Annotated in this window: 23 protein-coding genes and 1 pseudogene; 14 read left to right on the top strand and 10 right to left on the bottom strand. The window is 72.1% G+C overall.

Annotation, left to right across the window (positions count from 1 at the left end; translation table 11 throughout):
• The first annotated feature begins 33 nt into the window (after positions 1-33).
• Positions 34-1,488 carry a tetratricopeptide repeat protein gene (locus ACIP5W_RS20610; protein ID WP_401475234.1) on the top strand — a complete coding sequence of 485 codons (1,455 nt, stop codon included), beginning with the start codon at positions 34-36 and terminating at the stop codon, positions 1,486-1,488.
• A gap of 109 nt (positions 1,489-1,597) precedes the next feature.
• On the opposite strand, the gene ACIP5W_RS20605 is transcribed toward ACIP5W_RS20610, so the two are convergent.
• Together ACIP5W_RS20605 and ACIP5W_RS20600 are read right to left on the bottom strand one after the other, a co-directional pair.
• Positions 1,598-2,551 (bottom strand): M28 family metallopeptidase, encoded by a 954-nt coding sequence (locus ACIP5W_RS20605; protein WP_401475231.1) that lies wholly within the window; start codon positions 2,549-2,551, stop codon positions 1,598-1,600.
• A gap of 160 nt (positions 2,552-2,711) precedes the next feature.
• Positions 2,712-3,188, bottom strand: a complete 477-nt coding sequence (locus ACIP5W_RS20600) for a VOC family protein (RefSeq protein WP_401475228.1) — start codon at positions 3,186-3,188, stop codon at positions 2,712-2,714.
• 21 nt (positions 3,189-3,209) lie between these two features.
• Here ACIP5W_RS20600 and ACIP5W_RS20595 point away from each other — a divergent pair, with 21 nt between their 5' ends.
• Positions 3,210-3,866, top strand: coding sequence for a CGNR zinc finger domain-containing protein (locus tag ACIP5W_RS20595; RefSeq protein WP_401475225.1), 657 nt, complete (start codon positions 3,210-3,212; stop codon positions 3,864-3,866).
• 110 nt (positions 3,867-3,976) lie between these two features.
• Here the strand turns inward: ACIP5W_RS20595 and rarD are convergent, their stop codons facing one another.
• The 7 genes from rarD to ACIP5W_RS20560 all read right to left on the bottom strand — a co-directional run bounded on the left by rarD (position 3,977) and on the right by ACIP5W_RS20560 (position 13,599).
• Positions 3,977-5,071, bottom strand: coding sequence for an EamA family transporter RarD (gene rarD, locus ACIP5W_RS20590; RefSeq protein WP_401475222.1), 1,095 nt, complete (start codon positions 5,069-5,071; stop codon positions 3,977-3,979).
• Positions 5,072-5,186: 115 nt separating this feature from the next.
• Positions 5,187-6,041 carry an NAD(P)H-binding protein gene (locus tag ACIP5W_RS20585; RefSeq protein WP_401475219.1) on the bottom strand — a complete coding sequence of 285 codons (855 nt, stop codon included), beginning with the start codon at positions 6,039-6,041 and terminating at the stop codon, positions 5,187-5,189.
• A gap of 245 nt (positions 6,042-6,286) precedes the next feature.
• Complete coding sequence (locus ACIP5W_RS20580; RefSeq protein ID WP_401475216.1) at positions 6,287-7,366, bottom strand: 2-oxoacid:ferredoxin oxidoreductase subunit beta; 1,080 nt, start codon at positions 7,364-7,366, stop codon at positions 6,287-6,289.
• Positions 7,359-9,305 carry a 2-oxoacid:acceptor oxidoreductase subunit alpha gene (locus ACIP5W_RS20575; protein WP_401475213.1) on the bottom strand — a complete coding sequence of 649 codons (1,947 nt, stop codon included), beginning with the start codon at positions 9,303-9,305 and terminating at the stop codon, positions 7,359-7,361. The genes ACIP5W_RS20580 and ACIP5W_RS20575 overlap by 8 nt, the downstream gene beginning before the upstream one ends.
• A 213-nt stretch (positions 9,306-9,518) precedes the next feature.
• A complete protein-coding gene (locus tag ACIP5W_RS20570; RefSeq protein WP_401475211.1) occupies positions 9,519-10,178 on the bottom strand; it encodes a LuxR C-terminal-related transcriptional regulator in 660 nt (219 codons plus the stop codon).
• A 550-nt stretch (positions 10,179-10,728) separates the two neighbouring features.
• Positions 10,729-12,147 carry a sensor histidine kinase gene (locus tag ACIP5W_RS20565; RefSeq protein ID WP_401475208.1) on the bottom strand — a complete coding sequence of 473 codons (1,419 nt, stop codon included), beginning with the start codon at positions 12,145-12,147 and terminating at the stop codon, positions 10,729-10,731.
• Between the two features lie 195 nt (positions 12,148-12,342).
• Positions 12,343-13,599 carry a sensor histidine kinase gene (locus tag ACIP5W_RS20560; RefSeq protein WP_401475205.1) on the bottom strand — a complete coding sequence of 419 codons (1,257 nt, stop codon included), beginning with the start codon at positions 13,597-13,599 and terminating at the stop codon, positions 12,343-12,345.
• A 212-nt stretch (positions 13,600-13,811) separates the two neighbouring features.
• Here ACIP5W_RS20560 and ndhC point away from each other — a divergent pair, with 212 nt between their 5' ends.
• The 3 genes from ndhC to ACIP5W_RS20545 are packed head-to-tail and all read left to right on the top strand — an operon-like array spanning position 13,812 to position 16,485.
• Positions 13,812-14,207: an NADH-quinone oxidoreductase subunit A gene (gene ndhC, locus ACIP5W_RS20555; RefSeq protein ID WP_388710380.1), complete on the top strand. Its 396-nt coding sequence runs from the start codon at positions 13,812-13,814 to the stop codon at positions 14,205-14,207.
• Entirely contained in the window at positions 14,198-14,857 is a 660-nt protein-coding gene (locus ACIP5W_RS20550; protein WP_401475202.1) for an NADH-quinone oxidoreductase subunit B, read from the top strand. The genes ndhC and ACIP5W_RS20550 overlap by 10 nt, the downstream gene beginning before the upstream one ends.
• A complete protein-coding gene (locus tag ACIP5W_RS20545) occupies positions 14,854-16,485 on the top strand; it encodes an NADH-quinone oxidoreductase subunit C (protein WP_401475199.1) in 1,632 nt (543 codons plus the stop codon). Before ACIP5W_RS20550 ends, ACIP5W_RS20545 begins: the two co-directional genes overlap by 4 nt.
• Here ACIP5W_RS20545 and ACIP5W_RS20540 read toward each other — a convergent pair.
• Positions 16,404-16,571: pseudogene (locus tag ACIP5W_RS20540) on the bottom strand (hypothetical protein); the annotation flags it as partial. The gene ACIP5W_RS20545 and the pseudogene ACIP5W_RS20540 sit on opposite strands and share 82 nt — an antisense overlap.
• Between ACIP5W_RS20540 and ACIP5W_RS20535 the strand changes: the two are divergent.
• The 9 genes from ACIP5W_RS20535 (at position 16,506) to ACIP5W_RS20495 (ending at position 25,685) form a co-directional block, all read left to right on the top strand.
• On the top strand, positions 16,506-17,450 hold the full coding sequence (locus ACIP5W_RS20535) for an NADH-quinone oxidoreductase subunit H (RefSeq protein ID WP_401475558.1): 945 nt from the start codon (positions 16,506-16,508) through the stop codon (positions 17,448-17,450). The pseudogene ACIP5W_RS20540 and the gene ACIP5W_RS20535 overlap by 66 nt on opposite strands.
• 110 nt (positions 17,451-17,560) lie before the next feature.
• Positions 17,561-18,133 carry a 4Fe-4S binding protein gene (locus tag ACIP5W_RS20530; RefSeq protein WP_401475555.1) on the top strand — a complete coding sequence of 191 codons (573 nt, stop codon included), beginning with the start codon at positions 17,561-17,563 and terminating at the stop codon, positions 18,131-18,133.
• Positions 18,130-18,768 (top strand): NADH-quinone oxidoreductase subunit J, encoded by a 639-nt coding sequence (locus ACIP5W_RS20525; protein ID WP_401475196.1) that lies wholly within the window; start codon positions 18,130-18,132, stop codon positions 18,766-18,768. The genes ACIP5W_RS20530 and ACIP5W_RS20525 overlap by 4 nt, the downstream gene beginning before the upstream one ends.
• Entirely contained in the window at positions 18,768-19,166 is a 399-nt protein-coding gene (gene nuoK / locus ACIP5W_RS20520; RefSeq protein WP_401475193.1) for an NADH-quinone oxidoreductase subunit NuoK, read from the top strand. The genes ACIP5W_RS20525 and nuoK overlap by 1 nt, the downstream gene beginning before the upstream one ends.
• On the top strand, positions 19,163-21,157 hold the full coding sequence (locus ACIP5W_RS20515) for an NADH-quinone oxidoreductase subunit L (protein WP_401475190.1): 1,995 nt from the start codon (positions 19,163-19,165) through the stop codon (positions 21,155-21,157). The genes nuoK and ACIP5W_RS20515 overlap by 4 nt, the downstream gene beginning before the upstream one ends.
• A 6-nt stretch (positions 21,158-21,163) precedes the next feature.
• Entirely contained in the window at positions 21,164-22,738 is a 1,575-nt protein-coding gene (locus ACIP5W_RS20510; protein ID WP_401475187.1) for a NuoM family protein, read from the top strand.
• Complete coding sequence (locus ACIP5W_RS20505; protein WP_401475184.1) at positions 22,735-24,252, top strand: NADH-quinone oxidoreductase subunit N; 1,518 nt, start codon at positions 22,735-22,737, stop codon at positions 24,250-24,252. Before ACIP5W_RS20510 ends, ACIP5W_RS20505 begins: the two co-directional genes overlap by 4 nt.
• A gap of 183 nt (positions 24,253-24,435) precedes the next feature.
• Positions 24,436-25,296, top strand: a complete 861-nt coding sequence (htpX, locus tag ACIP5W_RS20500) for a zinc metalloprotease HtpX (RefSeq protein WP_401475181.1) — start codon at positions 24,436-24,438, stop codon at positions 25,294-25,296.
• Entirely contained in the window at positions 25,293-25,685 is a 393-nt protein-coding gene (locus ACIP5W_RS20495) for a YccF domain-containing protein (protein ID WP_401475178.1), read from the top strand. The genes htpX and ACIP5W_RS20495 overlap by 4 nt, the downstream gene beginning before the upstream one ends.
• The last annotated feature ends 183 nt before the right edge of the window (positions 25,686-25,868 follow it).

The raw sequence follows: 25,868 nt of genomic DNA, 5'->3' as shown, positions 1-25,868 counted from the left end.
ACGTGCACGGCGACGTGTCAGGGTGAGGAACCGATGTCTCGACTCAGCCGCGAGAAGAAGCGGGCACAGCAGTACGACGGGGGGCGGGCCGTCGCGGTGGCGCCGCTCGACGTGCGCGTCCCGGGGGGCGGGCCGGCGAGCATCGGCGGCGTTGCCGTCGCCGCCGCCGACGGGCAGGAACTCCAGCAGGCCGTTCTCGGCCACCTCCACCGCATCGCCCTCGCCACCGGGCACCCGGTGCTCGCCACGGTCCACGACGAGCGCATCGGCTACGTCGTCCCGCTGCGCGTCGAGCTGGACGGTTCCAGCCATTTCGCGGGCGAGCCCCTGCGGGTGGCCCCGCCGGTGGAGCCGGACGGCCGGCCGTCGGCCCGGCCCACCGAGGTGCTCACCCCGCTCACCCCGCCGACACCGCCCGTGCCGCCCGCACCGCGCGCCGAGGGGCGGGCACCCACCGGACCGGACCAGCCCACGCACTTCCTGCGCCGCGAGCCGGCGGAGCCGCGGGACGAGGTCCCGGGCGCCGCAGCCGCCCCGACGGGCGTCTTCGGCCCACCGCCGGTGATGGACCGTACCCCGCAGGACGCCCGCCCCGGTCCCGTCCCGGAGCCGGCCCGGGACGCGCAGCCGCACCTGGACGCGCAGCCGCACCTGGACGCGCAGCCGCACCGGGACGCGCAGCCGCTCCAGGACTCCCGGCCGGTCCCGGTCCCGGTCCCGGCCCCGCAAACGGTTCAGGTTCCGGTTCAGGAGCCTGTTCAAGAGCCGGTTCAGGTCTCCCGGCCGTCCCCGGCCTCCGACCCGATCCCGGATCCGGTGTCCGACGCCGTGCCGCATCCGGTGTCCGACGCCGTGCCGCGCCCGGCGACCGACCCCGTGCCGCTCCTCGACCCCGAGGTGGCCCGGGGCTTCGAGCCCGATCCCGAGCCCAGGCCGACCCCCGCCCGTGGCTTCGACGCCGTGGCGGAGGCCGTGCTCGGGGACGACCCGCGCTCGCTCCCCGGCGCCGACGGGGCGCCCGCCCTGCTCGGTGAGCCGATGGCGCGGATCAACGAGGCCGTGCGGGCGGGGCGTACGGACACGGCCGCGGCGCTCGCGGAGCGGACCGTGACCGAGGCCTCGGCGACGCTGGGACCGGAGCACCCCGAGGTGCTCCGGCTGCGCGAACTCGCCGCGTACATCGCCTACCTGGCCGGTGACCCGGTCCGCTCCTTCCACCTCTCGCTCGACCTGGCCGGCATCCACCGCCGCCACCGGGACGCGGAGGCCGCGTACGGCAACGTGCAGAGCGCGGCGACGGCCTGGCGTGCCGTGCGCGACCCCTTCCAGGGCCTGGACCTGGGTACCGAACTCCTGGGTCTGTGGAACGAGTTGGTCGCCGAGGACGGTCCGGCCGCCGACGACGCCGAGGAGTTGGAGTCGGCCCGGTCCCGGATGACCCGGCTGGCCCGACGGGCCCACGACGCGGGCGCGGGCCCGCAGGGTTAGGGGACGAGCGGGCGGGACCGGGGGACGAGCCGGCAGGGCCCGGACCCGGATCCGCGGGGCCGGGGAGCGAGCCCGCGGGTCCGGTGCACCGGACCCGCGGGGCACATGCCTACTGCGACAGCGTCCACACCGCGTACGCGAGCGCGTCCGCGTTGCGGTTGAGCGCCGTGTCGTCGACGTTGGCGGTGGTGTCGCAGGAGGAGTGGTAGCAGCGGTCGAAGGCCTGTCCGGCCGTACCGCCCCACTTGGTGACCTGGGCCGCCGTCTTGGTGCGGCTCGCCCCGGTGAACAGGCCGCCGACCGGGACGCCCGCGCTCTTGAAGGGCGCGTGGTCGGAGCGGCCGTCGCCCTCGGTCTCGATCTCCGTGGCGACGCCGATGCCCGCGAAGTAGTCCTTGAAGGTCTTCTCGATGGCCGGGTCGTCGTCGTAGACGAAGTAGCCGGGATTCGGCGAGCCGATCATGTCGAAGTTGAGGTATCCGCTGATGCGGGCGCGGTTCGTGGAGGACAGGCTGTTGACGTAGTACTTGGAGCCGACCAGGCCGAGTTCCTCCGCGCCCCACCAGGCGAATCTCAGGTGCTTGGTGGGCTGGTAGCCGGTGCGGGCGACGGTGAGGGCCGCCTCCAGGACGGCCGAGGAGCCGGTCCCGTTGTCGTTGATGCCGGCGCCGGAGGTGACGCTGTCGAGGTGCGCACCGGCCATGACGACCTGGTTGGAGTCGCCGCCCGGCCAGTCGGCGACCAGGTTGTAGCCGACCCGGCTGGACGCGGTGAACTGCTGGATCGTGGTGGTGAATCCGGCGGCGTCCAGCTTGGCCTTCACGTAGTCGAGGGAGGCCCGGTAGCCGGTGCGGCCGTGGGCGCGGTTGCCGCCGTTGGCGGTGGCGATCGACTGGAGCTGGGTCAGGTGTGCCTTGACGTTCGCCACCGGGATGTCGGGCGCGGCGGCGATCGCGACGGGCTCGGGGGCGGGGGCCGCGCCGGCTATGGAGCCGGTGGCGAGCAGCGAGACGGCCGCGACGACGGCGGTCGCCGTCGCCCGCCCGGAAACGGAGAGCTTCATGGTGGGGGGCTCCGAGTTCCAGAGGGATTCCCCGCGGGGTGGCCACAGGGAACCCACAGTGAATGGGGTGCCTGGATGGTGAAGCTGTGGCCAACTCTCCGTCAAGAGTGCTATCAGGACAGCGAGTTCACCTACCGGATCCCGTCGCCGCCGCTCTGGCTCAGTGCACGCAGAACTCGTTCCCCTCCGGGTCCGCCATCACCACCCACGCCCCGGACGGTTCCTTCACCTCCCGCAGTACGCTCGCCCCGAGCGTGGTCAGCCGCTCGACCTCCGCCTCCCGCCGCCCCGCGCCGGGGTGCAGGTCGAGGTGGAGCCGGTTCTTGACCGTCTTCTCCTCCGGCACCCGCTGGAACAGCAGCCGCCGCCCCAGCCCGGTGCCGGTGTCCGCGTCGAAGGGGTCCGCGGGATGCCGTACGGCGATCAGGTCCCGGAAGGCGGGGCGGCCGTGGTGCTCCACCGTCGCCGCGCCGGGCAGCGCGCCGAGTCCCAGCAGGCGCTCGACGAGCGCAGCGTTGTCCTCGACCGCGTAGTGCAGCGCGGCGGCCCAGAAGTCCGCCTGGGCGTGCGGGTCGAGGGAGTCGACGACGAGCTTCCAGTGGACGGGGGTGGGTTCCGCTGTGGGTGTCTCGCTCATGTAACCAGTTATAGTAGTTACATGAGCGTGCGCGCAACGGAAACGCCGGAGCATCCGGAAACGCCAGGTGGTCCCGGATCGCCGACCGGTCGGCTCCCCGGCCTGACCCTGGTCTCGCACGACGGCCGGCCCTACCGCTTCGACCCGGGCGCCCTCTGCCTGGAGCTGCTGGTCACCGGCGGCCCCGGCGCCTTCGCCCGCTACGAGGTGCTGCACGAACCCGCCGACCTCGTCGACTGGGCCGCCCGCAGCCGCCTGCCCGCAGGACTGGAACCCACCGTTTCGGAGGCGGAGCTGAGCCGGGTGCGCGCCGTACGCGACGCCCTCTTCCTCCTCACGGCCGACCGGGCCCACGGCCGCCCGCAACGGCCGGAGCACCTGGACGCCCTCAACGCGGCCGCGGCCGAGGCCCCGCTCGTCCCCCGCCTCACCCCGGACGGCACCCGCTCCTGGGCCCCCGGCGCCACCGGCACCCAACTGCTCTCGACCGTCGCCCGCGACGCGATCGACCTCTTCACCGGCCCGTACGCGCACCGCGTCCGCGAGTGCGGCGCGCACGACTGCCGACTCCTCTTCGTCGACACCTCCCGCCCCGGCCGCCGCCGCTGGTGCGCGATGGAACACTGCGGCAACCGCGAGAAGGTGCGGGCACACCGGGCCCGCGGACGGCTCGACTGAGGGCCTTTCGTCCGGATCCCGCCGGTGGCCCCGCCGGGCGCGTTCGGCCACCGGGATCTCCGTGGTGACGGGGACCCCGGCGGTGACGGGCGCCCCGCGGTGACCGCCGGCTACTGCTTGGCGAGGGGGGAGACCTCCGGCACTTCGGCGGCGGGCGCGGACGCGGACCGCGCGGTGTGGTCCTCCCGTACGGCGTCGGCGATGCCGCCCGTCGCGGAGGCGCCGCCCGTCGCGGCGGCCCCGGGCATCCCGGCGACCCCGGGCATCCCGGCCTCGGCGGCGAGCAGCCGGGACGCCCGCAGCGCCTGGGCGGTCCGGCGCGAGGTGCGCCACGCGTCCCCGGTGAGCAGCACCAGCGCCAGCCAGACCAGCGCGAAGCCGGCCCAGCGCTCGGGCGGCATGGCCTCGCCGAAGTACAGGACGCCGAGCAGGAACTGGAAGACCGGCGCCATGTACTGCAACAGACCCAGCGTGGACAGCGGCACCCGGATCGCCGCCGCGCCGAAGCAGACCAGCGGGAGCGCGGTGACGATGCCGGTGGAGGCGAGGAGCGCGGAGTGCCCGGCACCCTCACCGGTGAAGGTGGAGCCACCGTGCGCCGACAGCCACAGCAGATAGCCGAGCGCCGGCAGGAACTGGATCGCGGTCTCGGCGGCCAGCGACTCGACCCCCCCGAGGTTGACCTTCTTCTTCACCAGCCCGTAGACGGCGAAGGAGAAGGCGAGGCAGAGCGAGATCCACGGCGGACGGCCGTATCCGACGGTCAGCACGAGGACGGCGGCCAGGCCGACACCGACCGCCACCCACTGCACGGGCCGCAGCCGCTCCTTCAGGAGCAGGACGCCCATCGCGATGGTGACCAGCGGGTTGATGAAGTAGCCGAGGGACGCCTCGACGACATGGCCGCTGTTCACGGCCCAGATGTAGACGCCCCAGTTCACGGTGATGACGGCGGCGGCCACGGTGACGAGCGCGAGCCGGCGCGGCTGGCGCAGCAGCTCACCGGCCCACTTCCAGCGCCGTACGACGATCAGCGCGACGGCGACGAAGGCGAGGGACCACACCATGCGGTGGGCGAGGATCTCGCCCGCGCCGGCGGGCTTGAGCAGTGGCCAGAAGAGCGGGACGAGACCCCACATCCCGTAGGCGGCGAAACCGTTCAGCAGGCCTGTCCGGCCCTCACCAGCCTTGGACTTCCCGGCCACGGGCCCCTCCTTCTGACGACCGCACCGCCTCGTGAAGGCGTGCGAGGTCGAAGGTAACGCCGGACACCCCCGTCTGTCATGTCCGTATCGCCATACGGTCGTGACAGGCGGGAGGTCAGCCCTTGAGCGCGGCGGCGATCGCCTCGGACAGCGGGGTGGCCGGGCGTCCGGCCAGCCGGGACAGATCGCCGGTGGTGACGACCAGCTCGCCCTTCTCGATGGACGCGTCCACGCCGGCCAGGATCGCGGCGAACGGCCCGGGCAGCCCGGCGCCGGTCAGGATGCCGACCAGGGCCTCGGTGGACACGGCGTTGTAGGCGATCTCCCTGCCGGTCTGCCGGCTCAGCTCGGCCGCGTACTCCGCGAAGCTCCACGCCTCGTCGCCGCCCAGTTCGTACGTCGTGTTCTCGTGCCCCTCGCCGGTCAGTACGGCGACCGCGGCGGCGGCGTAGTCGGCGCGGGAGGCGGAGGAGACGCGGCCGTCACCGGCGGCGGCGACGACGGCGTCGTGCGCCAGCACCGGGGCCAGGTTCTCGGTGTAGTTCTCGTGGTACCAGCCGTTGCGCAGCAGGCTGTAGGGGAGACCGGAGGCCAGCAGGGCCTTCTCGGTGGCGCGGTGGTCGTCGGCCAGCGCGGCGCTCAGGCTGCCGGGCGCGCTCGTGTACGCCAGCAGCGCGACGCCCGCCGCCGCCGCGGCGTCGATGACGACCTGGTGCTGGGCCGGGCGGCCCTTGTCGAACTCGTTGCCCGAGATCAGCAGGACCTTGTCGCCGGCGGCGAACAGGCCGTCGAAGGTTTCGGGGGCGTTGTAGTCGGCGACCGCGAGCTTCACGCCGCGCTCGGCGAGGTCGGCGGCCTTGGCCCTGTCGCGCACGACGGCCGTGATCCCCTCGGCGGGGACCTTCTCCAGCAACTGCTCCACGACGTGACGGCCGAGGTGTCCGGTGGCTCCGGTGACGACGATGCTCATGATGCAGAACTCCTTGAGAGGTGCGGTCTGCAACTAACCCTAGGGCGTGCGCTAACTAAGGGAAAGTACCCACTTTGAAGTAAGGTACTGGTGTCAAGGTAAGTGCTGGTTCCGGGGGGCCGAGCCGGGCGGTGCCGCCGCACGGCCCGGGTGAGTACCGCCGGCATCCGTACGGGTGAACACGAAGGCCCGGAACCGTCGCGGTTCCGGGCCTTCGTGCGACGTGTGCGGTGCGTCGCCGCCGCTCAGCCGACGACCGTCCAGGTGTCCCCGCCCGCCAGCAGCGCCGCCAGGTCCCCCTTGCCGTGGCGGTCGACGGCCGCGTCGAGCTGGTCGGACATCTGGGTGTCGTAGACCGGCCGCTCGACGGAGCGCAGGACGCCGATCGACGTGTGGTGCAGGGTGTCCGGGTCGGCGAGGCGGGACAGCGCGAACGCGGTGGTCGGGGACGCGGAGTGCGCGTCGTGGACCAGGACCTCGGACTCGTTCTCCGCGGTCACCGCCACCACCTTCAGATCGCCGGTCGCACGGTCCCGCACGACCCCCCGGGACCGGTCGGCGCCGAACCGGATCGGCTGCCCGTGCTCGAGGCGGATCACCGCCTCCTCGGCCGACTCGCGGTCCTTCAGCGCGTCGAAGGCGCCGTCGTTGAAGATGTTGCAGTTCTGGTAGATCTCCACCAGCGCCGTGCCCGGATGGGCGGCGGCCTGCCGCAGCACCTCCGTCAGGTGCTTGCGGTCGGAGTCGATCGTGCGCGCCACGAACGACGCCTCCGCGCCGAGCGCCAGCGACACCGGGTTGAACGGCGCGTCCAGCGAACCCATCGGCGTCGACTTGGTGATCTTGCCGACCTCGGAGGTGGGCGAGTACTGCCCCTTGGTCAGCCCGTAGATCCGGTTGTTGAACAGCAGGATCTTCAGGTTCACGTTGCGCCGCAGGGCGTGGATGAGGTGGTTGCCGCCGATGGACAGGGCGTCCCCGTCCCCGGTCACCACCCACACGCTCAGGTCGCGCCGGCTGGTGGCGAGCCCGGTCGCGATCGCCGGGGCCCGCCCGTGGATCGAGTGCATCCCGTAGGTGTTCAGGTAGTACGGGAAGCGCGAGGAGCAGCCGATGCCCGAGACGAAGACGATGTTCTCCCTGGCCAGCCCCAGCTCCGGCATGAAGCCCTGGACGGCGGCCAGGATCGCGTAGTCACCGCAGCCGGGGCACCAGCGGACCTCCTGGTCGGACTTGAAGTCCTTCATGGACTGGCGGCCCTCGGCCCTGGGGACGAGCGAAAGCGCCCCGATCGTGCCCGTGCCTTCCGTGGACGTCTCAGCCATCGATGGCCTCCTTGAGAGCCGAGGCGAGCTGCTCCGCCTTGAACGGCATGCCGTTGACCTGGTTGTACGAGCGGGCGTCGACCAGGTATCTCGCCCGGATCAGGGTGGCGAGCTGGCCCAGGTTCATCTCCGGGACCACGACCTTGTCGTACGCCTCCAGCACCGTGCCCAGGTTCTTCGGGAACGGGTTCAGATGCCGCAGGTGGGCCTGCGCGATCGCCTCCCCGGCCGCCCGCAGCCGCCGTACCGCCGCGGTGATCGGCCCGTAGGTGGAACCCCAGCCCAGGACCAGGGTCCTCGCCCCGTGCGGGTCGTCCACCTCGACGTCCGGCACGTCGACGCCGTCGATCTTGGCCTGCCGGACGCGGACCATGAAGTCGTGGTTGGCCGGGTCGTAGGAGATGTTGCCGCTGCCGTCCTGCTTCTCGATCCCGCCGATCCGGTGCTCCAGACCCGGCGTGCCCGGCACCGCCCACGGCCGGGCGAGGGTCTGCGGGTCGCGCTTGTACGGCCAGAAGACCTCGGAGCCGTCCTGAAGGGTGTGATTGGGACCCTGCGCGAACTGCACCGCCAGGTCCGGCAGTTCGTCCAGCTCGGGGATCCGCCAGGGCTCGGAGCCGTTGGCGAGGTAGCCGTCCGAGAGCAGCATCACCGGCGTGCGGTACGTCAGCGCGATCCGGGCCGCCTCCAGGGCGGCGTCGAAGCAGTCGGCGGGCGTGCGGGGCGCGACGACCGGGAGCGGGGCCTCGCCGTTGCGCCCGAACATCGCCTGCAGCAGGTCCGCCTGCTCGGTCTTGGTCGGCAGCCCGGTCGAGGGCCCGCCCCGCTGGATGTCGACGACCAGCAGCGGCAGTTCCAGCGACACGGCGAGCCCGATGGTCTCCGACTTCAGCGCCACGCCCGGACCCGAGGTCGTGGTGACGGCGAGGGAGCCGCCGAACGCCGCCCCCAGCGCCGCGCCGATCCCCGCGATCTCGTCCTCGGCCTGGAAGGTGCGCACGCCGAAGTTCTTGTGCCTGCTCAGCTCGTGCAGGATGTCCGAGGCCGGCGTGATCGGGTACGAGCCGAGGAACAGCGGAAGGTCCGCCTGCCGGGACGCGGCGATCAGCCCGTACGCCAACGCCAGGTTCCCGGAAATGTTCCGGTAGGTGCCGACGGGGAACGCCTTCGCCGCCGGGGCCACCTCGTAGCTGACCGCGAAGTCCTCGGTCGTCTCGCCGAAGTTCCAGCCCGCCCGGAACGCCGCGATGTTGGCGGCCGCGATGTCCGGCTTCTTCGCGAACTTCGACCTCAGGAACTTCTCGGTCCCCTCGGTCGGCCGGTGGTACATCCACGAAAGGAGGCCGAGCGCGAACATGTTCTTGCTGCGCTCGGCCTCCTTGCGGGTGAGGTCGAAATCCTTGAGTGCCTCGACGGTCAGCGTGGTCAGCGGGACCGGGTGGATCTGGTAACCGTCGAGGGACCCGTCCTCCAGCGGCGAGGCCGCGTACCCCACCTTCTGCATCGCCCGCCTGCTGAACTCGTCCGTGTTGACGATGATCTCCGCACCGCGCGGCACATCGCCGATGTTCGCCTTCAGGGCCGCCGGATTCATCGCGACCAGCACGTTCGGCGCGTCACCCGGTGTGAGGATGTCGTGGTCGGCGAAGTGCAGCTGGAACGAGGACACGCCGGGAAGGGTGCCGGCGGGCGCCCGGATCTCGGCGGGGAAGTTCGGCAGCGTCGACAGGTCGTTGCCGAACGACGCCGTCTCCGAGGTGAAACGGTCACCGGTGAGCTGCATGCCGTCACCGGAGTCCCCCGCGAACCTGATGATCACCCGGTCGAGACGGCGTACGTCCTTCGTTCCGCCCGGTTTGCGCTGCTCTCCCACGACGGCTGCGTCCGTTCCGTCGCTGCCGTCGGCCTGTTCCGCTGGGCTGCTGACCTGACTGGTCACTGAACTGGACCTCCCTCGAAGCGGCTGTCCGGGGGAGCGGCCTTCCCACAGACCCTCCCTGGATCAACCCTACGTCTGTAAGGGTCGCCTTCCTCGGCCATTCGCACGACGGTCACCGCCCTGAGCCGGCCCGGCGCCCCGACGAGCCATGATTTCCGACCGCCCGGGATGTGCGAGAAGGCACGACGAAGAAAAAGCGCTCTTTCACCGTCCTCAGGAGTTCAGATAGGTGAGGACCGCGAGAACGCGCCGGTGATCCCCGTCGCTCGGTGACAGCCCGAGCTTCAGGAAGATGTTGCTGACGTGCTTCTCCACCGCGCCGTCGCTCACCACCAGCTGCTTGGCGATCGCCGAGTTCGTCCGCCCCTCGGCCATCAGCCCCAGCACCTCCCGCTCCCGCGGGGTCAGCCCGGCCAGCACGTCCTGCTTACGGCTGCGCCCGAGCAGCTGCGCGACCACCTCGGGGTCCAGGGCCGTACCCCCCTCGGCCACCCGCACCACCGCGTCCACGAACTCCCGGACCTCGGCCACCCGGTCCTTGAGCAGATAACCCACCCCGCGGCTGGAACCGGCCAGCAGTTCGGTGGCGTACCTCTCCTCCACGTACTGCGACAGCACCAGCACCCCGAGCCCCGGATACGACTTGCGCAGCAGTACCGCGGCCCGCACCCCCTCGTCGGTGTGCGTCGGGGGCATCCGTACGTCGGCCACGACCACGTCGGGCAACGCCCCCTCCGCATCCAGCTCGGTGACCGTCTTCACCAGCGCCTCGGCATCCCCGACCCCGGCGACCACGTCATGCCCACGGTCCGTCAACAACCGCGTCAGCCCCTCCCGCAGCAACACCGAGTCCTCGGCAATGACCACCCGCACCCTGACCTCCACGTTCTCCGGCCCCCCAGCCACAACCCGTCCGTCCACGGAACAGCCCCAGCATCCCAGCAATCGCCCCGCGCCGGGCGAGTCCGGCGACGACGACAGGAAATCTTCGACAGGGGGCGCCCTCAGGCCTGCCGAATCCCCCGGCCCGGTCCGAAGCCGACCACAAACGGCTGGTGGAGACACAGCGCCCGACTGGACCGGGGGTGGTGCCCCGGCCGAGGCCCGTGCGGGATCCGCACGGGGTGCGGGGGCGGAACCCGACGCGGGGTGCGGGGGCTGGAGTCCTGTCCGGGTCCCGTACGGGGCGCGGGGCGGGGTCCCACGCGGGGCGGGGGCGAGTTTTGCCGGGATCCCGTACGGGGTGAAGGGGGATTCCCGCCGGGATCCCGTACGGGGTGAAGGGGGAGTCCCGCCGGGGTTCAGGGCGGAGCCCTCGGCAGGCTCGGCGGGACGCAAGGGGCGGAGCCTCTGGGGGAAGGGAAGGGAAGGGAAGGGAAGGGAAGGGAAGGGCAGGGCGGGTGCGGCGGGCGCGGGGAAACCCCTACTCCCCACCCCGCCAGGGCAGCTCCGCCGTCACCCGCGTGGGCCCGCCGGCCGGGGAGTCCACCACCAGAATCCCGTCCACCGCGTCGAGCCGCCCGGCCAGCCCCGCCAGCCCCGACCCGCCGGAGGCATCCGCACCGCCCACACCGTCATCGCTCACCTGCACCAGCAGCCGGTCCTCCGCCCGCCACACGTCCACGGACGCCGACCTCGCCCCACTGTGCTTGCTGACGTTCTGCAGCAGCTCGGACACCGTGAAGTAGGCGATCCCCTCGATCGCCGCGGCCGGCCGCTCCACCAGGTCCACCTCCACCTGCACCGGCACCGTGCACCGCGAGGCCACCGACGACAGCGCCGCGTCCAGCCCCCGGTCGGTCAGCACGGCCGGATGGATGCCCCGCGCCAGGTCCCGCAGCTCCTGCAACGCCGTCTTCACCTCGCCGTGCGCCTCGTCCACCATCCGCGCCGCCTCCCGCGGATCCTCCCGCAGCTTCTCCTTCGCGAGGCCCAGATCCATCGCCAACGCCACCAGCCGCGCCTGCGCCCCGTCGTGCAGATCCCGCTCGATCCGCCGCAGGTCGGCGGCCGCCGTGTCGACCACGACCCCCCGGTCGGACTCCAGCTCCACCACCCGCGACGCCAGCCGCGACGGCCCGAGCAGCCCGTGCACCATCACCCGGTCCACCGTCGTCAGCGCCCGCACGATCCACGGCGTGGCCAGCGTGAACAACAGCCCCACCAACGCCGTCACAGTGATCTCGAACGGGTTGTCCAGGTACACCCGGTGCCCCTCGTCGCCGTACAGCTGAAGGCCGTCCTGCCCGCCGTACAGCGGGAAGAGCCAGAACCACAGCGGATACGTCAGCGTCGTCCAGCCGTACACCCAGAACACGACCGCGACGGAGAAGGAGAACACCGCCCACGGCAGGTGCAGCACCGCGTACAGGACGTGGCGCCAGGACGTGCCGCTCCTGAGTACCGCGCCCATCCAGGCCAGCGCCCCGGGGCCCCGCGGCCGCAACGGCTCCGGCGTGGCCACGTCCAGCCCGAGCAGCCCCCGCGCCCGCGCCCGTTCCACCGCCCCGAGGCCACGGCACGCCGCCAGCCCCGCCGCCAGTACCGGAACCCCGAGGAACGTCACCAGCAGGCCGGCCCCCACCGACAGCATCGTGACCGCGAAGGTGAACAGCACGATGCCGATCGGCAGGCTCAGCAGCACGTAGGCGAACTCCCGCCAGGCACGCGCCTCGACCGGTGCCCGCAGCGCGGCCGGCAGCCGATGCCGCCGGCCCTCACCGGCCCCGGCGCCGGGCGTCCCTCCGTGCCGCGAACGGTCCCCGTGGCTCCCGTGGCCCAGGTGGTCCCCGTGGTCCTGGTAGTCCCCGTACTGCCCGTACTGCCCGTACTGCGTGGCCATCGGCGTCGTCCGTTCCGCTCGTCTCGTCCGCAGGTGTCGTCCCCTACCTCCACCCTCCTCGGCGCCGGCCGTGCGGACCATGGAGTCCGTCGGCGTCTTGGAAGGGGGGTTTTCCCCACCCCGGACCTCGGGGACGGCCGGACCTCGGGGGCGGCCGGGGCCGCACAGCGCCGCGCGGCCCCGCGGCGGGGTCACCTACTGCGCCGGCTCCGTCCGGTCCCGCCAGGGCAACTCCGCCGTCACGGTCGTGGGCCCCCCGACCGGGGAGTCCACGATGAACAGCCCGTCCACGGCGCCCAGCCGGTCCGCCAGCCCCCGCATCCCCGACCCGCCGTCGAGCCGCGCACCGCCCCGGCCGTCGTCGGACACCTGGATGAGCAGCCGGTTCTCCGCCCGCCACACGTCCACGGACGCCGACCTCGCCCCACTGTGCTTGCTGACGTTCTGCAGCAGCTCGGAGACGGTGAAGTAGGCGATGCCCTCGATGGCCGGCGCCGGCCGTGCCGGCAGTTCGGCCGTCACCTGCACCGGTACCGTGCACCGCGAGGCCACCGACGACAGTGCCGCGTCCAGCCCCCGGTCGGTCAGCACGGCCGGATGGATCCCCCGCGCCAGGTCCCGCAGCTCCTGGAGGGCGAGCTTCACCTCGCCGTGCGCCTCCTCGACCATCACCGACGCCGCGTCCGGGTCCTCCAGCAGCTTCTCCTTGGCCAGGCCGAGCCCCATCGCCAGATTGACCAGCCGCGCCTGCGCGCCGTCGTGCAGATCCCGCTCGATCCGCCGCAGATCGGCCGCGGCCGTGTCCACCACGACCCCGCGGTCGGACTCGAGTTCGGCGATCCGCCGCTCCAGCTCGTCCGAGGGGCACAGCAGGGCCCGCACCATCGCCCGGTCCGCGTTGGTCAGCCCCCGCGCCAGGAAGGGCAGCACCGGCCACAGCACGAACAACGACGTCAGCGTCACCGTGAAGGTGAGGATCCCCCACGGCAGCCGGACGAAGTCGTACAGCACCGTCCGCCAGGCCACCGGATCCTTCAGGACCAGCCACATGCCCTGGAAGACGTTGCCCGCCCGGCGCAGCGGCAGCGGGCTCGGCTCGTCGACCCGCACCGCGAGCAGCATCCGCGCCCGGCCCCGCTCGAACCGCCCCATCAGCCGCGCCCCCAGCAGACCGACCGCCAGCAGCGGCAGGCCGACCACCGTGAGCGTCAGGGTGGCGCCGATGAACGGCACCGTCATGACGTAGACGAAGCCGACGACCGACATGGGCAGGTTCGTCAGAAGGTGGGCGATCTCCTTCCACGTCTGCGGGTCGTAGGCGAACCGGACGCGCGGCAACGGCTCGTCGCGCCCCGGCGCACCGGGTGCACCCGGTGCACCCGGGCCCACGGCGGGCACGACGGGCACGGTGCGCGGACGCACGGCCGTGGGAGCGGCTTTGGATACGGTCATGTGTGCCAGCGTGCCGCGCGACGCGCCCCCGCGCCATGGAGTTCGCCGCCGGGAGGCCCTGGGGAAAACCCCACCCCCCTCGCCCCGGCTGTGACGGCCTGCTTACCGTGTCTTTATCAGGCCCTAGACTCCCGTGCGTACAGATCGTCGAACAGACCGAGGTCGGGTCGGGGAGCGAGGGACGGACCGTGCCGCAGTCGTCGCAAGCAGCGCTGAGGGAACCGACGGTCGTCGTGGCGTCGGACTACTTCGACTCCTACGCGGTCGTCGGACTCCTCGCCGTCATCGGCGTGCTCTTCGTCGCGGTCGCGTTCGGCGCGGGCCGCCTGCTGCGCCCCGTGGTCCCCACCCCCGAGAAACTCCTGACGTACGAGTGCGGCGTCGACCCCGTCGGCGAGGGCTGGGCCCACACCCAGGTCCGCTACTACGTCTACGCCTTCCTCTACGTCATCTTCGCCGTCGACTCGATCTTCCTGTTCCCCTGGGCGACGATCTTCGCCGCCCCCGGCTACGGCGCGGCCACGCTCGTGGAGATGTTCGTCTTTCTCGGCTTCCTGGCCGTGGGCCTGCTGTACGCCTACAAGAAGGGCGTCCTGACATGGACGTGAACCCGCCCACCCCCGAGCCGGTGGCGACTCCCGAGCCGGTCCTGCTCCCCGATCCGGTGAGGATCCCCCCGACCGGGCAGAGCCGGGAGCCGGGAAAGCTCGGCGCCCTCGCCCGTCTCGCCCCGGAGCCGATGAAGGTCGTCCTGAACTGGGGCCGCCGCTACTCGCTCTGGGTCTTCAACTTCGGCCTCGCCTGCTGCGCGATCGAGTTCATCGCCGCGTCCATGGCACGCCACGACTTCATCCGCCTGGGCGTCATCCCCTTCGCGCCGGGCCCGCGCCAGGCCGACCTGATGGTCGTCTCCGGCACGGTCACGGACAAGATGGCCCCGGCCGTCAAGCGCCTCTACGAGCAGATGCCCGAGCCGAAGTACGTCATCTCCTTCGGCGCGTGCAGCAACTGCGGCGGCCCGTACTGGGACTCGTACTCCGTCACCAAGGGCGTCGACCAGATCATCCCCGTCGACGTGTACGTCCCCGGCTGCCCGCCGCGCCCCGAGGCGCTGCTCCAGGGAATCCTCAAGCTCCAGGAGAAGATCGCCCGCGAGTCGCTGGGGGAGCGCTACGCCACCGGCGCCGACCGTCCCTCGACGGCGGCCCTCCAGAGCGGGCTCGTCCGGCCGCCGGCCGCGGAGGGGGACGCCCGATGACCACCGTCGGCTGGCTCCCCGCCCCCGCCGAGGAACTCTTCGGTCCGGAGGCCACCGCCGAGGAGTCGTACGAGGTCCTGACGGTCGACGTACCGCCGCGGTCCTGGACCGCGGCACTGCTCGCGGCCCGCGACCGGCTGTCCTGCACCTACTTCGACTGGCTGAGCGCGGTCGACGAACCGGGCACCGGCTTCCACGTCTCGGCCCACGTCGTCGCCCTGGCGCCGGTCCGCCGACTGCTGCTGCGCACGACGGTCCCGCACGAGGCCCCGACGCTCGCCTCCGCCGTGGACGTCTACGCGGGCGCGGCCTGGCACGAGCGCGAGACCCACGAGATGTTCGGCGTCGTCTTCGCCAACCATCCGGCCCTGGACCACCTCCTCCTCCCCGAGAACTTCGAGGGCCACCCCCTCCGCAAGGACTTCGTCCTCGCCGCCCGCGTCGCCAAGGCCTGGCCCGGCGCGAAGGAACCCGGCGAGTCCGAGCACGGCGGTCCCAAGCGCCGCCAGATGCTCCCCCCGGGAGTCCCCGACCCCAACGAATGGGGTCCTTTGAAGGGCCAGCTCCCCCCTGCCCCGGCCCGCCCCGTCCGAGCTCCCCGCACAGCCCCCGGCGACCGCCCGGCCCGCCCGGCAGGCGAGCGCCCGGCCCGGCGCGCGCGAACGGCGTCCGAAGGCTCGGCCAGCCAGAAGGCGGATCAGACGGCAGAGACGGCAGAGACGGCAGAGCAGGGAGCGGACCTGCAAGTGAGCCGGGAAGCGGGCCGAGCGGCGGGCGAAGCGGCGAGCCAAGCGGCAGGCCGGCCTGCCGGGGCCGCGGAGGCGCCACCCACCGCGCCCGTACGCCCCGCACGACGAGCGCGGACGGCCGCCGAGGGCTCGGCGAGCCAGGCGCCCGACCGGACCCCGCCCCAGCCCACCGCCCGACCGCGAACCCCGTCGGCGGCCGGAACCGAGGACGCTCCGGCTCCGGCCACTCCCCGGAGCGCCTCCGGCGCCGGCCCCCGCCGTTCCCGAAGCGCGAGCGAGGGGTCGGCCTCTCAGCGGGCAGCGGACGTGTCTCCAGGGGAGACGTCCGCGGGCGACGAGTCCCCGGCCTCGGAATCCCCGGCCCCGGAGTCCCCGCTCCCGGAGTCCCCGGCCTCAGGCGGGACGCCCCCGGACCGAAAGGGTGCCGCCCCTGCCGCTCCGGGCTCCTCGGCGCCCGAACCCCCGGCGGTCCCGCGCGACGCGGCGTCGTCCGCATCCTCCGCCCCGTCTGCCGCGTCCGAGGGCTCCGCCGGCCGTCGGTCGGCCACCGGCAGCGGGGCGTCCCGCCGCGCGCAGACCCCCCGCAGCGCCGACGCCCCCTGGCACCACGCCCGCCCCGCGTTCGACGCTCCGCAACGGGACCCGAGGCATCCCGAACCCGACACGGATCACCCGGACGCCCCGGACGCCGCACCCGTCCCCGGGAACGACCGCCCGGGGAACGACCGTCCCGAGACTGCCAGCCCCGACAACGACGCCTCCGACAACGGCGCCCCCGACAACGGCGCCTCCGACAACGACGCCTCCGACAACGACGCCTCCGACAACGGCGCCCCTGACAACGACACCCCCGCGAACCCCCAGGGAGGCCCGCAGTGAACGACGCTCTCGACGTCGCCCTGCGACTCCTGGTCGTCTTCGTCGTCTTCCTCACCTTCCCCCTGATCGTCGGTCAGGCCGAGCACAAGGTGATGGCCCACATGCAGGGCCGCCTCGGCCCGATGTACGCCGGTGGCTTCCACGGCTGGGCCCAGCTCATCGCGGACGGTGTGAAGTTCGCACAGAAGGAGGACATCGTCCCCGCGGGCGCGGACCGCCGTATCTTCCAGCTGGCCCCCGCCGTCGCCCTGCTCCCGTACCTTCTGGTCCTCCTCGCCATCCCCATCGGCCCCGGCGAGGGCGCCGTCGGAGAGGTGGTCGACGCCGGTGTCTTCTTCGTCCTGGCCTTGATGGGCGTCGGCGTCCTCGGCTCGCTCATGGCCGGCTGGGCCAGCGCCAACAAGTTCTCCCTTCTCGGCGGTCTGCGCACCGCCGCCCAGCTCCTCGCCTACGAGCTTCCGATGCTGCTCACCGCCGCCTCCGTCGCCATGGCGGCCGGCACGGTGTCCCTCCCCGGAATCGTCGACGCCTTCGAGTGGTGGTGGCTGCCCTGGCAGATCGTCGGCGCGATCGTCTTCTTCGTCGCCGGCCTCGCCGAACTCCAGCGCCCCCCGTTCGACATGCCCGTAGCCGACTCGGAGATCATCTTCGGCGCCTACACCGAGTACACCGGCCTCCGCTTCGCCCTGTTCCTCCTCGCCGAGTACGCCGGAATCGTCGTCCTGTGCGGTCTGACCACCGTCCTCTTCCTGGGCGGCTGGCACGGCCCCTGGGGTGCCGACGGCCTCGGCTGGGTCTGGACCCTGCTGAAGTCCGCCGTCCTCGCCTTCGTCGTGATCTGGCTGCGCGTCACCTATCCCCGCTTGCGCGAGGACCAGCTCCAGAAGCTGTCCTGGACTCTCCTCGTCCCCCTCTCCCTCGCCCAGATCGCCCTCACCGGCGTCGTCAAGGTGGTGATCTCCTGATGTCCCGCCCGTCACCCGACCACCGCCCCTCGACGACGCCCTCCGCGCGGCCCCGTCTGTCGATTCCCGGCTCCGGCCTCGCCAAGGGCCTGGCCGTCACCCTCCGCACGATGACGCGGAAGACCGTCACCGAGCAGTACCCGGACGCACAGCCCGACCTCCCGCCCCGCACCCGCGGTGTGATCGGCCTGTTCGAGGAGAACTGCACGGTGTGCATGCTGTGCGCCCGCGAGTGCCCGGACTGGTGCATCTACATCGACTCCCACAAGGAGACGGTCCCGGCGGCGACCCCCGGCGGCCGCGAGCGCAGCCGCAACGTCCTCGACCGCTTCGCCATCGACTTCTCCCTGTGCATGTACTGCGGCATCTGTATCGAGGTCTGTCCCTTCGACGCGCTGTTCTGGTCCCCGGAGTTCGAGTACGCCGAGACCGACATCCGCGAACTCACCCACGAACGGGACAAGCTCCGCGAGTGGATGTGGACCGTGCCGGCCCCGCCCGCCCTCGACCCCGGCGCGGAGGAACCGAAGGAGATCGCCGCCGCCCGCAAGACGGCCGAGAAGCTGGCTGCCGCTCGGACCACCCCGGAGACGGAGACGCGGACCACCCCGGCGACGCAGGACACCCAGGCAGGCCAGGACACTCCGCCCGGACCGGACAACCCCCAGGGAGGCGAGGCGTGACCCTTGCTCAGGCACCTCACGGCTTCCTCTCCCCGACCGGCGTGGAGATCGCCTTCGTCCTCGTCGGCCTGGTGACCTTCGGCGCCGCCCTCGTCACCGTCACCACCAAGCAGCTGGTGCACGCCGCTCTCTGGCTGGTGGTGACCCTCGGCGGCCTCGCCGTCGAGTACCTCCTGCTCACCGCGGAGTTCATCGCCTGGGTGCAGGTGCTGATCTACGTGGGCTCCGTCGTCGTCCTCCTTCTCTTCGGTCTGATGCTCACCAGAGCGCCCATCGGCCGCTCCCCGGACGCGGACTCCGGCAACCGCTGGGCCGCCCTCACGGTCGCCGTCGCCGCCGCGGCCACCCTCGTCTGGGTCGTCGTCGACGCCTTCCGCGCCACCTGGATCGACCTCGACGGCCCGGCCGCCGGCTCCACCGAGGCCACCGGCGCGAGCCTCTTCCAGAACTGGGTCCTCCCCTTCGAGGCTCTCTCCGTCCTGCTCCTCGCGGCCCTGGTCGGCGCGATCGTCCTGTCCCGCAAGGCGAAGGCGGAGTCGAGCTCTCCCCCTCTGAACTCCCGAGCCACCGGCAAGAGTTCCCCGTCCGTCCCGGATGCCCGGAAAAATCCGGCCGAGCAGGAAGGCGCCCGCTGATGCACCTCGCCTATCCCGCCGTCCTCTCCGCCCTCCTCTTCTGCACCGGCCTGTACGGCGTCCTCGCCCGCCGCAACGCGATCCTGGTCCTGATGTCGGTCGAGCTGATGCTCAACGCCGTCAACCTCAACCTCGTCGCCTTCGACGTCTGGCTCAGCCGGACCGCCGAGGAGACCCTGCACTCCGGTCAGGCCCTCACCCTGTTCACCATCGCCATCGCCGCCGCCGAGATCGGCATCGGCCTGGCGATCGTCCTCGCCGTCCACCGCAACCGCGGCACCGCGGACATCGACAAGCTCCGCGACACCGCCGAGGGCCACGAGAGCGCCGGGGGCGACGAGCCCGCCGGCGACGACGGCACCGCCCCCACGGCCGAGAAGGCTGAGGCCACCGCGTGACCACGACCACCCTCGCCGTCCTCGTCCCCCTCCTGCCGTTCCTCGGTGCCGTCACCGGTCTGCTCCTCGGCCGTACCGCCCCCGGCTTCGTGCGCCCGCTCGCCGTCCTGCCGACGCTCGCCTCCCTCGTACTGGCCGCGACCGTCGCGGTACACCAGGGCGGGGACGCGGCCGTCGACGCCGCCACCGAGCTGACGCCCACCGGCTCCGTCCCGATCGAACTCGCCCTGCACATCGACGGCTTCGCCGCCCTCGTCGCCACCCTGGTCGGCCTCGTCGCCACCTGCGTGCAGATCTACTCGACGGGTTACCTGCGCGACGACCCGCGCTACCCCTCGTACGCCGCCCTCGTCTCCCTGTTCACCTCCGCGATGTTCCTCGTCGTCTACTCGGGCGACCTGATCGTGCTGCTGGTCGGCTGGGAAGTGATGGGCATCTGCTCCTACTTCCTGGTCGGCCACTACTGGGAGACCCCGGAGGCCCGCGCCGCCTCCATCAAGGCCTTCCTCGTCACCAAGCTCGGCGACGTCCCCTTCCTCATCGGTCTGCTCGCCCTCGCCAGCGACGCCGGCTCCTTCCGGATCACCGAGGTCCTCGGCACGGTCGCCCACGGCGGACTCGACCACCCGACGCCCATCGCCCTGCTGCTCCTGGCCGGTGTGGCCGGCAAGTCGGCGCAGTTTCCGCTGCACACCTGGCTCCCGGACGCGATGGCCGGCCCGACACCCGTCTCCGCGCTCATCCACGCCGCGACCATGGTCGCCGCCGGTGTCTACTTCGTCGCCCGTCTCCTCCCGGTGTTCGAGGCCTCCCGGGCCGCGATGGTCGTCCTCGCCGTCATGGCCGCCGTCACCATGGCCGGCTCGGGTCTCGCCGCGCTCGCCCAGGACGACATCAAGCGGGTCCTCGCCTACTCGACGATCGGCCAACTCGGCTACATGACCGGCGCCCTCGCCGTCGGAGACCGCGGCGCCGCCGTCTTCCACCTCCTCTCCCACGGCGCCTTCAAGGCCCTGCTGTTCCTCGCGGCCGGCGTGATCATCCACGCCGCCGGCACCAACTCGCTGGCCGCCATGTCCCGCATGACCGGACTGCGCGACCGCGTCCCGGACGCCTTCTGGACGATGACCGTGGCCCTCCTCGCACTCGCCGCAATCCCGCCCTTCAGCGGCTTCTTCTCCAAGGAGACCGTCCTCGGCGCCGCCGAGCACGTCTCCACCGGCCACACCGAGCACGCCCCCGCCGCAGCCGGCTGGATCGTCCTCGTCGCCGGCCTGCTCACCGCCGTCCTCACCGCCGCCTACGCGACCCGGCTGTGGCTGCTGGCCTTCCGCGGCCACGGCGCCGAGGCCCCCGACCACGGCCGCCAGCCCTTGACGATGACCGTGGTGCTGTGGGTGCTCGCCATCCCGTCCCTCGCCCTCGGCGGGTTCGCCTACCGCTCGCTGCCCGACTGGTTCGACGGCCGTGACCTCGCCCCGACCCTCACCACCTCCGTCCTCGGTACCGGCCTGGCCCTCGCCGGCGGCCTGCTCCTCTACAGCGCATGGCGGCACACCACCGCACTCACGGCCCGCTTCCCGCTCGGCGCCGTCGCCGCCCACCCCGAGGGCGACGCCGGACTCGTCGAGGCCGAGGCCATCGCGACCCATGCACCCGCCTACGGAGACGTGGCCTCCGCACCCGACCCGGCAGACCCCGGACGGCTCCTGCTCGGCCCCCTGCACCGCCACGCGGCCACCGGCTTCCACCTGGACGCCCTCTACACCACCCTGTTCGTCCGCCCGGTGCAGGCCGCAGCGAGCCTCGTCCGGTTCCTCGACCGCGAGGTCGTCGACACCTACGTACGCGGCGCGGGCACCCTGCCCCGCTGGCTCGGCGCCGCCGTGCGGCGCGCCCAGACCGGCAACGTCCAGACCTATGTGAGCGCGCTGCTCGCCGGCACCGTCGTCCTGGTGGTCGCCGCAGTCCTCGTCGCCACAGGAGCGTGAGCAGGCGTGATCGATATCAGTGAGTCCCTGATGCAGTTCCTTCTGGCATTGATCGTGGCCGGCCCGCTCCTCGGCGCGGCCGCCGCTCTCCTGCCCGCCCCGCCCGGGCTGAAGGGGAAGTCACCCGAGCAGGCCGTCCTGCGGCACGGTGTCACCGTGACCGGCGCGATCCTCATCGCCGCGATCGTCCTCGCACTCGGCTTCGACCACGACCAGCCGTCGAAGATGCAGGCCACGACCGACATCAGCTGGATCCCCGCACTCGACGTGCGCATCCACCTCGGCATCGACGGCATCTCCCTCCCCCTTCTGGTCCTGACCGCGCTGCTGACCTTCCTGTGCGCGCTCTACTCGTACTTCAACCTGCCCGCGGGCCCGAGCCCGAAGGCCTTCGTCGCGCTCCTGCTCGTCCTCGAGGCCGGCACCCTCGCCACCTTCGCCGTCCTCGACCTACTGCTGTTCTTCCTCGCCTTCGAGATGGTCCTGATCCCGATGTACTTCCTCATCGCACGCTGGGGCGGCGCGGGCCGGACCCGGGCGGCCTGGAAGTTCATCCTGTACACGCTGCTCGGATCCGTGGTCATGCTGCTCGGCCTGCTCCTGATCGGACTCAGGGCGGGCACCTTCGACATGGTGGCACTCGCCACTGACAACGGCCGGTCCCTGACCACATCCGTGCAGGTCACCGCCGTTCTGGCGATCGGGATCGGGCTCGCGGTGAAGACCCCGATGTGGCCCCTGCACAGCTGGCTGCCGGACGCCCACACCGCCGCCCCGACCGTCGGCTCGGTCCTGCTCGCCGGCGTCCTGCTGAAGATGGGCACGTACGGGTTCGTCCGGATCGTCCTCCCGGTCGCGCCCGACGGTTTCCACACCTTCGCGCCCTACCTCGCCGCCCTCGCCGTCGTCGGCATCATCTACGGCTCCCTGGCCTGCCTCGCCCTCGCCAAAGAGGGCGCCAAGGGTGACCTCAAGCGTCTGATCGCCTACTCCTCCGTCGGCCACATGGGCTTCGTCCTGCTGGGTATCGCCTCCACGACCCCGACCGGCGTCAACGGCGCCCTCTTCGCCAACATCGCCCACGGCCTCATCACCGGCCTGCTGTTCTTCCTGGTCGGCGCCCTGAAGGACCGCACCGGCACCACCGACCTGGACACCCTCGCGCAGGACACCGGAGCCGCCCTCTACGGCAAGGCCCCCCGCCTCGGCGGCCTCCTCGCCTTCGCCGCGGTCGCCTCGCTCGGCCTGCCCGGCCTCGCCGGCTTCTGGGGCGAGATGCTGGCCCTGTTCGGCGCCTTCGACCCCGCCGACGACCTCAGCCGCCCCGCCTTCCTCACCTTCACCGCGATCGCCGCCTTCGGGACGCTCCTGACCGCGGCCTACCTCCTCGTCGTGGTCCGCCGCGTCTGCATGGGCGCCCTCCCGCAGGACGCCCCCCGCCTCACCGACGTCCGCACCTACGAGTTCGCGGCCTGGACACCGCTCGTCGTCCTCACCGTCGTCGCCGGCCTCTGGCCCAAGGCACTCCTCGGCCTGACCGACCCGGCCGTGCAGCAGCTCCTCGCAGGAGGCAACCGATGAGCCACCTCGCCGCCGCCCCCTCGCTCGTCCAGTCCGTCGACTGGCTCGCCATCGCCCCACCCACCCTCACCGCGGTCGTCGCACTGGTCGTCCTCGTCGCCGACCTGTTCGTGCCCGACAGCCGCAAGCCGCTCCTGGGCTGGCTCTCCGTCGCGGGCCTCGCCGCCGCCACGGCCCTCCTGCTGCCACTCCTGGACGGCGACCGCTCCACCTTCTGCCTGACCGGCGGCACACGCGTGTGCAGCTACACGGCCGACCACTTCACCCTCGTCATCCAGTTCCTGGTGCTGGGCGGAGCGCTGCTGGCCGCCCTCCTGTCGGTCACCGCCCTGAAGGACGAGCGCGGACGGCTCCCCGAGGGCGAGTTCTGGTTCCTGCTCCTGTCCTCCGCCGCGGGCGCGGCCCTCCTGCCCGCCTCCCGCGACCTCGCCACCCTCGTCGTCGCCCTCGAGGTCGCCTCCCTGCCCGCCTTCGCCCTCGTCGGCATCCGGCACGGCGACCGCCGCTCCTCCGAGGCGGCCCTGAAGTTCTTCCTGTCGTCCGTCACCGCGACCGCCGTCAGCCTCCTGGGCATCAGCTTCGTCTACGCCACGACCGGCACCCTGTACCTCACCCAGGTGGCCGACCGCCTCCAGCACGTCGACGGGCAACTGCACACCCTCGCCCAGACCGGCGTCGTCCTCACCCTCATCGGCTTCGCCTTCAAGACGGCCGCCGTCCCCTTCCACTTCTGGGTCCCCGACACCTACGTCGGCGCCCCCCTCCCCATCGCCGCCTACCTGTCGGTCGTCGGCAAGGCCGTGGGCTTCTCCGGCCTCATCCTCGTCACAGTCGTCGCCTTCCCGTCGTACGCCGACGTCTGGGGTCCCGCGCTGGCGGCCCTGGCCGCCCTCACCATGACCGTCGGCAACGTCGGCGCCCTCCGCCAGCAGGCCACGCGCGCGTACAGTGCCGTACGTCTGCTCGCCTGGTCCTCCGTCGGACAGGCCGGCTACCTCCTCGTCCCGATCGCCGCCGCCGCGTACTCCGACGACCCCGAGCACGCCGTCGGCTCCACCGTCGCCTACGCCCTCATGTACGCCGCCGTCAACCTGGGCGCCTTCGCCGTCGCGGCCCTGGTCGGCCGTACGCACGCCGCGAACCGCGTCACGGACTACCAGGGCCTGTACGCGAGGAACCCGCTCTCCGCGCTCGTCCTGGCCTTCTTCCTGCTCTGCCTCGCCGGACTGCCGCCCGGCATCATCGGACTCTTCGCCAAGGTCACCGTCTTCTCGGCCGCCGTCGACGCCGGCCTCGGCTGGCTCGCCGTCGTCATGGCGGCCAACGTCGTGATCGCCCTGTACTACTACCTCCGCTGGACGGCGCTCCTCTTCCGCGCCCCCGAGGGCGAGACCGGCAAGCACCCCGTCCCCGCGCCCCTCACCGCCGCGATCACCCTCACCGCGGTCCTCGGCATCGCCCTCTCCGGCGCCCCGCAACTGGTTCTGCGCTTCGCCGACACCGCCCTCTTCTGAGCCGTCACCCGGACGGCCCACGCCCGCCGCCGGGAGCACAAGGGAACCCGGGGCCCTCGTCTGGCGTTGTCCAAAACGGGAGGTTCCACTGGACGTGGCACCACGACACCAGCGGAACCGCAGATCAGAAGGCAAGATCCGCAAGCGAAGGGTTCCCCTGCCGCACGACTTGGAGGGCGTACCGTGCACCGCCGGCACAACGGGCTCAGGACCGCAGTACTCCTCGGGGGACTGTCCGCACTCATCATCGTCATCGGCAGCTTCTTCGGCCGCACGGGGCTCTTCGTCGCGGTCCTGATCGCGCTCGGCACCAACGCGTACGCGTACTGGAACAGCGACAAGCTGGCCCTGCGCGCCATGCGCGCCCGCCCCGTGAGCGAGTTCGAGGCCCCCGGCCTGTACCGCATGGTCCGCGAGCTCTCCACCCAGGCCCGCCAGCCCATGCCCCGCCTGTACATCTCCCCGACCGAGGCCCCCAACGCCTTCGCCACCGGCCGCAACCCGCGCAACGCCGCCGTGTGTTGCACGGAGGGCATCCTGCGCCTCCTCGACGAGCGCGAACTGCGCGGCGTCATCGGCCACGAACTGAGCCACGTCTACAACCGCGACATCCTCATCGCCTCGGTGGCCGGCGCCCTCGCCTCGGTGATCATGTTCCTGGTCAACTTCGCCTGGCTGATCCCCGTGGGCCGGTCCAACGACGACGACGGCCCCGGCATCCTCGGCATGCTGCTGATCATGATCCTCGGCCCGCTCGCCGCCAGCCTCATCCAACTGGCCATCAGCCGCTCACGCGAGTACGAGGCCGACGCCTCCGGCGCCCAGCTCACCGGCGACCCCCTGGCCCTCGCCGGTGCCCTGCGCAAGCTCGAACTGGGCACCAAGCAGCTCCCGCTGCCGCCCGAGCCCCGCATCGAGACTGCGAGCCACATGATGATCGCGAACCCGTTCCGCCCGGGCCAGGGCCTCTCCAAGATGTTTTCGACGCACCCGCCGATGGCGGAGCGCATCGCCCGTCTCGAGAAGATGGCAGGACACCAGTGAAGACCATCCTGAACGTCATATGGCTCATCCTCAGCGGCTTCTGGCTGTTCCTCGGATACGTGTTCGCAGGCCTGCTGCTGTGCATCACCATCATCGGAATTCCCTTTGGCGTGGCGGCTTTCCGCATCGGCGTCTACGCCCTCTGGCCCTTCGGGTACACGACGGTCGAGCGCCGTGACGCGGGAGCTCCGTCCTGTCTCGGGAACGTCCTCTGGCTGGTCCTCGCCGGCTGGTGGCTGGCCCTCACCCACATCGTCACCGGTATCGCCCTGTGCATCACGATCATCGGCATCCCGTTCGGCATCGCCAACTTCAAGCTGATCCCGGTCTCGCTGTTCCCGCTGGGCCGCGAAATCGTGCCCACGGACCAGCCGTTCGCCACACGCTGATCGCCGACCGCCGACCGCCGACCGCCGACCGCCGACCGCTGGCCGCGGTGGTCGGAGCGGAGTCGTCCACAGGCCGCTGCTTTTCCACAGGCCGCCCCCGATGTCAGTGGCAGCCCGCACCATGAACACATGACGGAGAACGAGCAGGTGAGGAAACCGCACGCAGGAGCCCGGGCCCACGCC

Origin of the sequence: Streptomyces sp. NPDC088766 (genome assembly GCF_044750845.1) — a bacterium.
Lineage (GTDB): Bacteria > Actinomycetota > Actinomycetes > Streptomycetales > Streptomycetaceae > Streptomyces.
This window is presented reverse-complemented; position numbering and strand designations above follow the sequence as displayed.